We start from the raw sequence: 13,482 nt of genomic DNA, 5'->3' as shown, positions 1-13,482 counted from the left end.
CATGAAAACAGGTAATATTTACCTACTACTGGCAGGCTAATCACCTGCCCTCCCAATTTTATCCATCTGTAGGAATCAGAAATTTGAAGAAGAATACATCCGTCAAAATGCAATCAGTGGAGGATTCAGACCCGTCACTGATTGTAGACCACCAAATTGAGGTCTTAAACCCGATTATTCATCCGCCAGTCGGACAAAATTCATTCTGACTCCTGACTCCTGACTCCTGACTCCTGACTCCTGACTCCTGACTCCTGAATTCTGTTCGATAAAATATAAAATTCAAGACTAGTATGAATTAACATCATCCAAAACCTAAAATATCAAACAAAAAATTATGATTACAGATAATGAAATTCGCCAACAAGGCTATGCCTATTTTTTAGCCGAAACTCCAGAACTATTGCAAACAATTGAACAGGATTTATTTACTCTATTAGAAAGTTGCAATATTGCTAAAGTTCATAACTTAATGCGAGCAACTCACACCATTAAGGGTGGAGCGGCTACTGTTGGGTTAGATACTATCAAAATCATAGCCCATTCTCTAGAAGATGTATTTAAGGCTTTATATAGTCCAGATGTAGTTATAAATTCCGAACTGCAAACACTGCTATTAGCAGCTTATGAGTGCCTTGAGTTAGCCGTCACCACAGAACTGACAGCCAGTAATATTAATAGCGAAGAACTGCTTCAGAGAGCAAGTACAGTATTTGCACAACTACAAACAACATTAGGTGATGCTTTTGGGGCTGAATCTCATATTCCTACTTCAGAAGAATTAGGATTTGATATTGTCCAGTCTATCTTTGAAGTAGGAGTAAAACAACGCTTAGAAAGTATTGCTGAAGCTCTACTTGATTCACTCAGCAATGAAGAATTAGTAGAGGTTTTACACTCTCAACTTGATGTATTTCTCGGTTTAGCAGAATCTTTGAATTTACCTGGTTTAAAAGAACTAGCTTGCACAATTATGTCTGCTTTGGAAGCTAATCCCCACAAAGCACGCCAAATTGCCGAAATTGCTTTAGCTGATTTACAAGAGTCACAAAAAGCAGTTTTAGCAGGTGATCGCACTTCCGGGGGTTCACCTTCTTTAGCTTTGCAAACACTCATAAAAGTAACAGAAGATGATTCACCTAGCACACCCACTATCACTAGTAGTTCATTAGCTACAGTCCCCAAGGTTGAATCATCCATCATCCATGCAAATCAAAGTTTTGCTACAGTATTTTTCAACATTACTACCAAATTTTACCAGTTTTTGATTACATCTGGCGACAAGAATAACGAGCCTTTAAGACCAGCAAATGCTAAATTTTATTTAAAAGCGATTCGCTATATTTTTGGCTGGTTTAATCACTATAGAGAAATACCAGAAACAAAACTGAGTTTAAAGTTATTAATTTTTCCAGATGGTCAAGAAAATTCAGAACATTATATAGAAACTTGGCTCAATGAATTTCTAGATTTCATTGTCGATAAAAGAGATCAGCCGAACCTTCATGTTTATCGCCAAGGTGTGATTTTAATCATTCTTTTATCTATTGCCCAATTTCAGTATTTAGTTAACAAAGATGATGATGCTATCTCAGTTATCAGCACACTCAGAAAGCAAATCCGTAAATTAGGAAAAGAATATAAAAATTACCCTCCAGTCACCGAACAAGAAAAAAAATGGCTTGACAATCCTAAACTTCAAGAATTACTAGTTATCAAAGAAATATCTACCTTTGTAGCTGCTCCTAATGACTTTAATCTATTAGAGGAAATCTGGGGAGGAGAAACTACTTTTGATTCTGAAACAGTAGAGCAAGCCGTCATCACCCATACTGTAGAAGACATTAAAAATGACAATTATTTAGGAAGTGTAACTTCATCAGTTGTCAGTGATCAGGTATTTACAAACGTTTCTGAATCAATCCTAGAAATGATTCCTGATGAACCTGTAATCAACAATAAAGAAGTAACAGATAATTCCCTACCTGCCAAAAATAATAATTCTCGACAACCTTCCTTTGTACGTGTAAATGTAGATGGATTGCAACATCTCAATTATTTGGCAGGAGAATTACTGATTTATCAAAAACGACGCACTTTATATGATGACCAAATTATAGAACTAATTGACAGATTAACTCAAAAACTGAGTCAACATCAAGCAATTTTGAATCAATTGCGTGATTTGTCTTTACAGGGAAATAATGTTTCTATCGAAACTATGCAAAAAGTTTCTGCTGTGCAGTTTGATGCTTTAGAAATGGATATATATACAGAATTTAATTTGACATTACATGAAGCATTAGAAGACACACTGCAATTACAAGAAACATCTGAGTCTCTGGACTTATTAATGAAACAATCTTCTCAAATTGGTGATAAAAAATATAATTTAACTCTAAATATTATAGATAACCTGGTAGAGGCCAGAATGCTGCCTTTGGGAACAATTTTAAACCGCTTTCCTCAAATGGTGCAGAAGCTAGGAAATGTTTATGCGAAACTTGTAGAATTAAAACTTATTGGCACACAAGTTCTCATAGATAAAGCCATTGCTGAAAAACTCTATGATCCGTTATTACAATTAGTGCGGAATGCTTTTGATCATGGTATTGAAACTCCAGAAATTCGCCGTGGACTTGGTAAAGAAGAAACAGGTTTAATAGAAATCTGTGCTTATCATCAAGGAAGCCAAACTATTATCGAAATCCGAGATGATGGTCAGGGTATAAATTTAGAAAAAATTAGAGAAAGAGCGATCGCACTTAATCTCATCCCAGATGATCATCATGGTCAAGGCTATGTTCATAATCTGACTGAATCTGAATTGATAGAATTCATGTTTTCACCTGGATTTTCCACCGCTGGTAAGGTAAGTGAAATTTCTGGACGTGGGATGGGTTTAGATATTGTTCGTACTCAGTTACAAGCTCTTAATGGCTTGGTTTCAGTGCAATCATCTCCTTCTCAAGGAACAACATTCATACTCAAAATACCTTTTTCTATGACTACAGATAAACTAATGCTAGTCCAAGCAGGGGGTGTTGTTTATGCCTTATTGCTAGATAGTATCGAGAAAATATTAATTCCCTCTGATCAACAAATCAAAGAATTTGAAGGTAAACAAATTTTACATTGGCATTCGGGTGAGGATGAACTTCTAGTCAACCTCTTAAAACTTGCAAATTTGATGTATTACAATGGTTCATTTATTGGCGGTACTTATTTAAACAAAATACCCAGTCATGCTGATACAGAAAGCATGAAAACCCCTGTGCTTTTGCTCAGACATAATCAAGGAATTTTGGGTTTAGAAGTCGATCAAATTATTGGTGAACAAGAATTAGTAATCAGACCTTTAGGAAGTGCCATTGCTCCACCAAAATACATCTATGGTTGTAGTAGTTTAGCTAATGGCAATCTTGTTTTAGTAATTGACGGAACTCTCCTGGTAGATTCTCAACAGATGCAGGCGACACTTGATGTGAGAAGACTACCAAGCAGTTCTATATCTTCTCAACAGACCCTGTTAATGTCCGAGGATGAGATTCAATCTACACCCCTGCTGGCTGCATCTGCTCCTTTAAATACTATCAAACCTCAACTCCCTTCTTCTGTAGGGATCGCTAATAAATTACCAAAAGTAGTTTTGGTTATAGATGATGCAATTAGTGTCCGACAAACTATTTCTCTGACTTTGCAAAAATGCGGCTATCAAGTATTGTCAGCGCAAAATGGAGTAGAAGCTCTTGAACAATTGGAGGTACATCCAGAAGTAGAAGTGATCATTTCTGATTTGGAGATGCCACGGATGAATGGATTTGAATTATTAAGTCATATTCGTCAGAATCCTGATTTGGCTAAAAAACCTGTGGTGATTCTCACTTCTCGTAGTTCCGAAAAACATCGTCAGTTAGCTCAAGAATTAGGTGCAACGGCTTATTTCACTAAGCCTTATTTGGAGCATGAGTTCCTTTCTACTGTTGATAGTTTGGCTAACAGAGGTCAGAAGGCAGAAAACATCCAAGCTTAAAATAATAATTTTTGTAGAGACGTTCTATATAACGTCTATTTTTTCGGTTTGACTTCACCGAATTTAATCACGAGTGCGATCGCAATACTCACAAACAAAATTAACGTCATACTCAGCGCTGAACCAAATCCCCAATTTTGGGTAGCACCGAGAAACTGGTTATAAACTAACCGTGCCGCTGTCATACTAGAAGCACCACCAAGTAATTCTGGATCGATAAAGTCCCCTAATGCGATAATAAATACCAGCAAAGAACCAGCAGCTATACCTGGTAAAACTTGGGGTACAGTGACGCGCAAAAAGGTTTGTCTTGGGTTTGCACCCAAATCGGCTGCTGCTTCTAGCAACTGCTTGTCTAGCTTTTCCAAAGAGGCATACAACACTAAAACCATATAAGGTAGTAAGCTGTAACTCATGCCAATTAATACCGCTGGACTGCGGTTAAGCAATTCTAATGCAGGTAAGCCGACACTGGTGAGTAAACTATTCAACAATCCAGTTGGACGCAAAATAGTAATCCAAGCATAAGAACGCAGCAATGAGGAAGTCCATAAAGGCAAAACAAACCCTAATAGCAGCAAATTCCGCCAGCGCTTTGGTGCTATTTGAGCAATCCAATAAGCAACCGGAAAACCTAAAATTAAACAAATAATTGTCGTATTAATTGCCAAAAAAAGAGAATTAAATATTACTCGTAAGTAAAGTGGTTCCAGAATACGAATATAGTTTTGAAAGCCATTAGGATTGACAATATCACCTGGTCGAATATTGGTGACTAAACTCAATTCAAAAATTATTAATGTTGGCAGTAACAATAACAGTAATAACCAAATCCCAGATGGTGCAAGCAATGCCATAGGAGCAAGCCATTGGATTTGATAGCGATTCAATTGCGGCTTTTCTGCAATATCGCTGGGAGATTCTAGCGCCGAATTAGGAATTTTAATAGACACAGCCTGATACCAATTTTGGATTTGAGATTTTAGGTTGTCAATATTGAAAATAATACAATAACCAATTACCCATTTTCAGCACGAAATATATGATCATCAGTATTAATTGAAATTAAGCTAGTAATTGAGTCCAATAGCGTTCATAAATTTCTTCAAATTCACCTATAGGAGTAGAGCGTTCACATTTTGCTAACAAGGATTCTGGAGGAAATAAATTAGTATTTTCTTGAATTTGCTTTGGTAATTGCTCGAATCCAGCACGATTAGGAGTACTAATATTTAGTCTTTCACTGAGCTTGGCTGCTACATCTGGTTGTAAAATTAAGTTAATCCAGGCATAAGAACCAGCCAAATTAGCGGCTGTTTTGGGAATGACCATAGTATCTGTCCATAGTGAAGAACCACTGCTAGGAATCACATATTTGAATTTGGGGTTTTCTTTCGATATATTGACTGCATCGGTAGAATAACACATAGCTAATAATAAATCTCCTGCTAGAAGTTGGTTTTGCCAAGCATCAGTATCAAAAGCGGCAATTGCAGGTTTTAATATCTTCAACTTCTCATAAGCTTGTTTAACTTCTGTTTCATTTTGCGAATTGTAAGAATAACCTAACATCTTTAAGGTTGCACCCATTACCTCCCGCACATCATTGAGTAAAGTCATCCGCTTATAAAGTTTGTCTTGGTTTTGCCAAAGATATTCCCAATCTTCTGGTGGATTTTCTAGCTTTTCGGAGTTGTAAAGTAAACCAGTTGTTCCCCAATTGAAGGGAATACTATAACGGTTCTCAGGATCATAGCTAGGATTCTTAAATTGGGTAAATAAATTGTCTAACCCAATTAAGCTTTCATGATTGATTTGGGTTAACAAATTTTTCTCTACCATCTTCTGCACCATATAGTCAGATGGATAGATAATGCTATAAGTGGCAGCACCTCCAGCTTGTAATTTAGCCAGCATCACATCGTTGGAGTCATAAAAATCGGCTAACACTTTTATCCCAGTTTGGGTAGTAAAAGTGGAAAGTAATTCTGAATCAGTATATTGAGTCCATGTATATATCTGTAGGTTGTCACTTTGAGCAGAACTCGTATGGTTTGAACTCACATTAGCTAGTTTCCAGCCACAACTACTTAAAGACAAGCTAGAAACCGCTACCATGTTTTTTAGAAATTGCCTTCTGTTAGTCATTTTAGTCATTATGGATTTTTGAGTCTTGGTGCTTGACTAATAGCTAAACAGTCAGTTTCTGCCCAACAAATGTAGATTGGTGTGTCACGATCTGGTAAGCTGCCAAAGGTATTCGGTTGTAAAACATTGATATTTATGCCGTTGGCTAATTCCACAACATAATTAACATGAGTACCCAAATACATAATATTAACTAACCTGCCTTCAAAGCAGTTCGTTGGTAGGTTTGGTTGATAAAGGGAAATCTGAATTTTTTCTGGACGGACACTTAAGACTACTGCTTGCAATAATTCCGTTGGTGTATCGTCTGTACGTCTAGCGACTATTGACAATCCAGTTTTGGTCAAAATTTTCACATACTCTGAGTCCACATGGGTGATTTCACCGCTGAATAAATTTGTATCACCAATAAAATCAGCGACAAAGGCTGTTTGAGGACGTTCGTAAATTTCGCTAGGAGTACCGATTTGTTCAATTTTGCCTTGATTCATCACCGCGATGCGATCAGATAAGCATAGTGCTTCTTCTTGATCGTGTGTCACCATGACAAAGGTTAATCCTAAATCTTTGTGGAGATTGCATAGTTCAACCTGCATTTCCTTACGCAGTTTTAAATCTAAGGCTCCCAAGGGTTCATCTAGGAGTAAGACTGCGGGACGATTAACTAAAGCCCTAGCTAAGGCTACTCGTTGCTGTTGACCACCAGAGAGTTGAGAAGGTAAGCGCGATCGCAAACTTTCCATTTTTACTAGCTTCAAAGCTTCTGTGACTCTGCTCTCCAGTTCTGATTTAGATATTTTTTTTAACCGGAGTCCAAAAGCAATGTTATCCCACACATTGAGATGATGAAACAGAGCATAGCTTTGAAATACAGTATTGACAGGTCTACGATAAGGAGGAACATTGGTCATAGACTGTCCTTGAATCAGCAACTTGCCTGCGTCAACCCTTTCAAACCCAGCAATTAAGCGGAGTGTGGTTGTTTTACCACAACCAGAAGGGCCTAAAATACTAAAAAACTCTCCTTGTCTAACATCCAAGTCCACACCATGTACGGCTGGTTCTTGGTTGAAAAACTTGAAGACGTTACGCAGTTCAACATCAAGCGGCTGAAAAGTCGTTAAACTCTTCTGATTTTGCATCACAGTTTGAGCCATAGTCTTTAGTAGAATGCCGTGATCTGACTAAACTTGGTTAAGCAATGTAGGCTATTAATATATAGACTACAATTAACACTTTGGTTTATTGTATCTGGCAACAACACTCTGATGAAAAATATACTTGCCATTGTTTTATCCTAAATGCCGGGCAGCAGCTGCAAAGCATTGATAATATTAATTTCATGCCTACTTTTAATTTTATGGCTATATTACCACCACTACTCAGTAATCAAAAAAATACACGTACCGTTGGACGTGGTTCCCAATCAGTATTTTTAATACTATTCACGTTATTGATGACATCTGGAATCGGCGCTCGTTTAGCTTATTTGCAGATTATTGAAGGGCCAAAACTCCGACAAAGGGCAGAAGCTAACCGGATTCGAGTCATTCCTAAACAACCAGAACGAGGCAATATTTTTGATAGGAATGGCAAACTGTTAGCTACTACTCGCTATCCTCGCTCTGTTTATTTGTGGCCAATGGCACATACCAAGCCATCCTGGTCAGTTGTGGGGCCTCGTCTGTCCAAAATCCTCGATATCCCTCCAGAGGAAATGGAAAAAAAACTAGAAGAAGCAGGGGCTAATTCTTCTTCTCTGATTCGCATTGCTCGTGACGTAAATGAAGCTCAAGTTACAGCCTTGAAAGAATATGAAACCGAACTCATAGATGTAGAAATAAATACGGAAGCTGTGCGTTATTACCCACAAGGGATGAAATTAGCTCATCTACTTGGCTATACCCGTGAACTGACAGCCGAACAGCTAAAAAAAAGGAAATCTGAAGGCTATCGTCTAGGAGATGTAATTGGTCAAATGGGCGTGGAAAAAGCCTATGAGAAAACACTGCGGGGTGAATGGGGTGGACAGCAAGTAGAAGTAGATGGTGCGGGTAGACCGCTGCGGGTATTGGGAGAAAAACAGGCAAAAGCTGGTAATGATTTACACTTAACAATAGATTTAGAACTGCAAAAAACTGCCGAAAAAGCTTTAGGTAAACGCAATGGGGCAATTGTGGCACTTAACCCCAACAATGGTGAAGTCTTAGGAATGGTATCTCATCCTACCTTTGACCCCAATATTTTTTCTAAACAAAAACTCTCCGAAAAAGACTGGACAAGTGTCCAAGGTGAGGAGCATCCTTTGGTCAATCGTGCTTTAAGTGCCTTTCCACCGGCGAGTACCTTTAAAATTGTCACTACCACTGCTGGATTAGAATCGGGGAAATTTTCTCCCAGTACAGTGCTACAAACCTATGGTTCTTTAACTATTGGTGGCACAAGGTTTGGTGAGTGGAACCATGCAGGATTTGGTCCATTGGGTTTTGTCGGTGCAATGCAGTGGAGTAGTGATACTTTCTTTTATCAAATTGGTAAAGGCGTAGGGGGTCCTAAATTGATTGAATGGACTCGCAAATATGGCTTTGGTGAAAAAACTGGCTTTGAGTTCTCCACAGAAGAAGTCAAAGGTTTGGTTCCCGATGAAAACTGGAAACGCAAAGTTTGGAAAATGCCTTGGACTGTAGGCGACTCTATTAATATGTCTATTGGTCAAGGTGCTTTACAAACATCACCTCTACAAGTCGCAGTGATGTTTGCTGTCCCTGCTAATGGTGGTTATCGAGTGCAGCCACATTTGCTCAAAGACAATGCGGACGCACAAAAATGGCGCGAATCTTTAAATATGAAACCAAGTACTATTAAAGTTTTACGCGAGGGATTGCGGAAGGTGATATCTGAAGGTACTGGTAAGGCTTTGAATAAACCAACTATTCCCCCAACGGCTGGTAAGAGTGGTACAGCGGAAGCTTGGAACCGTGGAGTGAAGGAGAATCATGCTTGGTTTGGCGCTTATGCACCTGCTGATAAACCAGAACTTTTGATTGTGGCTTTTGCTGAACATTCTGGTGGTGGTGGTGGTAGTGTGGCTGCACCAATGATTTTAGAAATCATGGAAGAATATTATTCTCGTAAATATCCAGGGAAGTATAAAAAATAGGAGGCAGGCTTGCCCTGAGCGTAGTCGAAGGGGTGCAGGGGGAAGGGGGAAGTTTAGTAATTACCAATTATCAATTACCAATTACCCAATCCCCAATCACTTCAACGGTTTGAGATTTCTAGCTTTGTAGAATGTTTCTAAACTATTGCGATCGCCTACAAAACGCCAATGCCACGGTTCATAACTCACACCTTGAGAGTTATCCTTGGGAAAAGATAGCTCAAAGCTAAAACGGGCAGCATTAGCTTGTAGCCACTGATAAGCTTTGGTATTTTCAAAATTGGCTTGGAGATTAGTCGCTGGTACTGCTCCATCTCCTATATCCACTGCATATCCTGTGTGATGTTCGCTATGACCAGGAGGAGCGCTGAGAGCCGCTCTTTGGGCAGGTGTCTGATTACGCTGGGCCCCTACATCAAAAAATAACTGCTCTTGGTCTTTGACTGAACGAAAACCAGAAATCGGTGTTAAAATCACACCCGCACTTCTGGCCGCTTGTACCATTGCCGTAAACTTTTGGGCTGCTGCTTGTCGCATTTTTATCCGTCCATCAGCGGTAATTGCCAATAGTTCTGACTCTGGAGCTTCAGGATATACCAAATGCCCTAAAACACTATCATTAGCAGCCGGGGTATTAGTCGGTGTCGGTACAGAATTAGCACCTACTGGTTGAGAATCTACTGTTTTTTTGGGGGGTGCTATAACGGAAAACAAGAAACCACTAATTACAGCCAGCAACACAAATCCTGCTATTCCCCCAATAACTAAAACTAACGGTTGTAGGCGTAGCTTAGACCCTGGATCAGGAGTATCGCGTAAAGCCGCTGGAATATCATCCCCAGGGACAGCCGATGAGTTTTGCGGTTTTTCTGAAAAACCAGCCTTATTCAAGTTTCCGCTCCTGCTTGTGTTCAATAATGTAATTACTAAAAATTCTAGACTAGAAAAAAATAGGCACAATAAGTATTATTTTACATCCCTATCTTTAAGTAAAATCTTGATAAATCTTTTAGAACTATACGTCAAGTTAGTAGGATTAGTACTAGTAGGAGTTATGTTAGGACGGAAATTACCTGCCATATTTCCTAACTATTTGGGTCAATTTCTTTTCTGGGTTGGAGTACCCATCAGCATTATTGCTTTTTTGCGTCAAACAGACCTATCAGGGCAGATTTGGATTGCACCTGCGATCGCTCACTTAGCAATCTTACTAGGGGCATTTTTAGCTTGGTTAGGGATCAAAGGTCAAGCCTATTTGACAAAATCTATTCCTCAACCATCAACCCAAGGTAGTTTAATTCTAGCGGCAATGGTTGGTAACACAGGTTATCTAGGCTTTCCCATCACCTTAGCAATGGTCGGCAAAGAATACTTCGCCTGGGCATTATTCTACGATTTATTGGGGTCACTGTTCGGAGCTTATGGCTTGGGTGTCTTACTAGCAGCCCGTTTTGGCAACACAGTCCAAAATCATAGGCAGATGGCTAAAGCAATTTTAATCAATCCTGCCCTCTGGAGTTTTGGATTTGGGTTGTTATTTCGTCAAGTGACAATTTCCAATGTAGTAGAAATTGGCCTAGATAAATTAGCTTGGTGTGCTGTAGCCTCATCCTTAATTTTAATTGGCATGAGACTTTCACGACTGAACTCTTGGCACAAACTAAAACCAGCAGGAAGCAGTATAGTCATCAAAATGCTGTTAGTTCCTCTAATTTTAGGCAGTACCTTACCACTTTTTGGTGTCACTGGTGACGCAGCACAGGTCATAGTCTTACAAATGGCCATGCCTCCAGCTTTTGCCACACTGGTAATAGCCGAAACCTTTAATTTAGACCGTGATTTGGCAGTAACTGCTTTAGCAATGGGGACTATGGTATTGTTATTTACTCTCCCAGTTTGGCTGTGGCTGTTTTAGGAAAGGTGACAGAAGAAAGATCCAGGACTCACGCACTGAAACGGAAAACTGTCATTCTGAGCGCAGCGAAGAATCTCTCCAGAAGTTGAAACGCCTATTCTACCGTTCTCAACTTGGCTGAGTGCGTAAGTCCTAGTCCCTTATTCCCCCACTTCAACAAGGTTGGCTCACCTTTTCTAGTATTTGTGCGGGGTTAATCAGTTCATATTTTTCAAAAGGTTGATGAATCCAGGGGTTATCAGGTAGATAATCAACGTAGTAGTCTGGTGCAATAACTGAACAGGCTTTATACCAAATTACAGCAGTGCGAATTTCCTCAATTGGGAACTCACTATGTTTTTTTAGCCAAGGTACAGTTTGCTGGATGGTAATTCCAGAATCGACTAAATCATCTACTAGGAGAATCCGGGAACCTAATTTATCACTAGTCATCGTCAAGTGACTAGAAACTATTAAACCTCCTCTTTCATGCTTACCAGCACCGCTGTAAGATGAAGTAGCTAAAATCGCCAGAGGTTGATTGTATATTCTAGAAAGAATATCTCCCACTCTTAGTCCCCCTCTAGCAAGACAAACAATTTGGTTAAATTGCCAACCTGATTGATAAATCTTGACAGCCAATTGTTCAATTTTGTGATGATAATCTGACCAAGAAACGTAAAGGTCTGACATAAAACGCAGGAAAGTGATTTTTAGTTAGTACTGAAGGCAAACCCAAACTATCTTAATATGAGCGCAAGTGATCATGAATGATTCTACTGCTGATGGTGATGTTAAAAAAAATCCGACTAGTGAAAAATTAGATATTAAAACTAAACTGGCTTATGGTGCTGGTGATTTAGGCCCAGCAATTACTTCCAATATTGCTATATTTTTTCTACTTGTATTCTTTACCAACGTCGCTGGTATTCCCGCAGGTTTAGCAGGCAGCATTTTAATGATTGGCAAAATTTGGGATGCTGTCAACGATCCGGTGGTGGGATGGCTGACTGACAAAACTAAATCTCGTCGCTGGGGTCGTCGTTTACCTTGGATGTTATATGGTGCAGTTCCCTTTGGGATTTTCTTTTTCTTACAGTGGATTGTACCGCAATTTAGTGCTGAACCTAGTAATAATATTTGGCCGTTGTTTTGGTATTATGTAGGCATTGGAGTCGTATCACAAGCATTTTTTACTGTTGTTAATTTGCCTTACACGGCAATGACTCCAGAACTATCTCAAGATTATGATGAACGTACTAGCCTGAATAGCTTTCGGTTTACTTTTTCTATTGGTGGCAGTATTTTATCGCTGATTTTAGCGCAAATTGTTTTTTCTCAGATTGCAGATCCTCAACAACAATATCTAGTTTTAGCAGCTATTTGTACTGTAATTTCGGTTTTAGCCTTGTATTGGTGTGTTTTTGGGACACGCGATCGCATTATGGCTTTTGAAGCCAAACGTATCCAACTTGAGGAACCACCAGAAATTCCCTTCATCGAACAGCTAAAAATTGTCTTTACTAACAAACCTTTTCTGTTTGTGATCGCCATCTATCTTTTTTCTTGGTTAGGTGTACAAATCACAGCCAGCATTATTCCCTACTTTGTCATCTACTGTATGGGGCTAAAAAATTCAGACGTTCCCACCGTCATGATTGCAGTACAAGCAACTGCTTTAATAATGTTATTTGTCTGGAGTTATTTAAGTAAAAAAATTGGTAAAAAACTTGTTTATTTTATGGGAATGAGTATATGGATTATCGCCGCTGCTGGGCTATTTTTCTTGCAATCTAATCAAATTGGATTGATGTATCTCATGGCGATTATGGCAGGTGTTGGCGTTTCTACAGCTTATCTAATCCCTTGGTCAATGATTCCTGATGTCATTGAGTTAGATGAATTGCAAACCGGACAAAGACGGGAAGGAATTTTCTATGGATTTATGGTTTTATTACAAAAATTTGGTTTAGCTTTTGGGCTATTTATAGTCGGTAATGCTTTACAAGCATCTGGATTTAAAGAAGTTGTAGCTGGACAAACTGCATTACCCATACAACCTGATTCAGCACTATTAGCAATCCGTATTGCAGTTGGGCCTATACCTACAATTTGTTTAATTATTGGCTTAATTTTGACTTTTTTCTATCCCATTACCCGCGAAATGCACGCAGAAATTATGTTAAAACTGCAAGAAAGAAGGGAGAAGATGGAAGAAAGCTGATAAGCTATTTAGATAATTAAAGA

At 38.9% G+C, this 13,482-nt stretch carries 9 protein-coding genes; 4 read left to right on the top strand and 5 right to left on the bottom strand.

Annotated features, from left to right (window positions below; genetic code table 11):
* Nucleotides 1-337 precede the first annotated feature (337 nt).
* Nucleotides 338-4,033, top strand: coding sequence for a response regulator (locus ACSQ6I_RS18215; RefSeq protein WP_438891702.1), 3,696 nt, complete (start codon nucleotides 338-340; stop codon nucleotides 4,031-4,033).
* A gap of 35 nt (nucleotides 4,034-4,068) precedes the next feature.
* On the opposite strand, the gene ACSQ6I_RS18210 is transcribed toward ACSQ6I_RS18215, so the two are convergent.
* The 3 genes from ACSQ6I_RS18210 to ACSQ6I_RS18200 form a co-directional block, all read right to left on the bottom strand.
* Nucleotides 4,069-4,986 (bottom strand): ABC transporter permease, encoded by a 918-nt coding sequence (locus tag ACSQ6I_RS18210; protein ID WP_438891701.1) that lies wholly within the window; start codon nucleotides 4,984-4,986, stop codon nucleotides 4,069-4,071.
* A 112-nt stretch (nucleotides 4,987-5,098) separates the two neighbouring features.
* The gene (locus ACSQ6I_RS18205) at nucleotides 5,099-6,181 is read right to left on the bottom strand and encodes a polyamine ABC transporter substrate-binding protein (RefSeq protein ID WP_438891796.1); all 1,083 of its coding nucleotides are present in this window, start codon (nucleotides 6,179-6,181) and stop codon (nucleotides 5,099-5,101) included.
* 8 nt (nucleotides 6,182-6,189) lie between these two features.
* Nucleotides 6,190-7,338, bottom strand: coding sequence for an ABC transporter ATP-binding protein (locus ACSQ6I_RS18200; protein WP_438891700.1), 1,149 nt, complete (start codon nucleotides 7,336-7,338; stop codon nucleotides 6,190-6,192).
* 203 nt (nucleotides 7,339-7,541) lie between these two features.
* Between ACSQ6I_RS18200 and mrdA the strand changes: the two genes are divergently transcribed.
* A complete protein-coding gene (gene mrdA, locus ACSQ6I_RS18195; protein ID WP_438891795.1) occupies nucleotides 7,542-9,341 on the top strand; it encodes a penicillin-binding protein 2 in 1,800 nt (599 codons plus the stop codon).
* Nucleotides 9,342-9,437: 96 nt separating this feature from the next.
* On the opposite strand, the gene ACSQ6I_RS18190 is transcribed toward mrdA, so the two are convergent.
* Nucleotides 9,438-10,232, bottom strand: coding sequence for a M15 family metallopeptidase (locus ACSQ6I_RS18190; RefSeq protein ID WP_438891699.1), 795 nt, complete (start codon nucleotides 10,230-10,232; stop codon nucleotides 9,438-9,440).
* Between the two features lie 106 nt (nucleotides 10,233-10,338).
* Between ACSQ6I_RS18190 and ACSQ6I_RS18185 the strand changes: the two genes are divergently transcribed.
* Complete coding sequence (locus tag ACSQ6I_RS18185) at nucleotides 10,339-11,256, top strand: AEC family transporter (protein WP_438891698.1); 918 nt, start codon at nucleotides 10,339-10,341, stop codon at nucleotides 11,254-11,256.
* Nucleotides 11,257-11,409: 153 nt separating this feature from the next.
* On the opposite strand, the gene ACSQ6I_RS18180 is transcribed toward ACSQ6I_RS18185, so the two are convergent.
* A complete protein-coding gene (locus ACSQ6I_RS18180; protein WP_438891697.1) occupies nucleotides 11,410-11,928 on the bottom strand; it encodes a phosphoribosyltransferase in 519 nt (172 codons plus the stop codon).
* A gap of 73 nt (nucleotides 11,929-12,001) precedes the next feature.
* On the opposite strand from ACSQ6I_RS18180, the gene ACSQ6I_RS18175 reads away from it, so the two are divergent.
* Nucleotides 12,002-13,459, top strand: a complete 1,458-nt coding sequence (locus ACSQ6I_RS18175; RefSeq protein WP_438891696.1) for an MFS transporter — start codon at nucleotides 12,002-12,004, stop codon at nucleotides 13,457-13,459.
* Nucleotides 13,460-13,482 lie beyond the last annotated feature (23 nt).

The sequence above is a fragment of the Anabaena sp. WFMT genome, assembly GCF_051781005.1.
Lineage (GTDB): Bacteria > Cyanobacteriota > Cyanobacteriia > Cyanobacteriales > Nostocaceae > Anabaena.
Note: the sequence above shows the minus strand (reverse complement) of the source record. Positions and strands in the feature narration are given on the sequence as shown.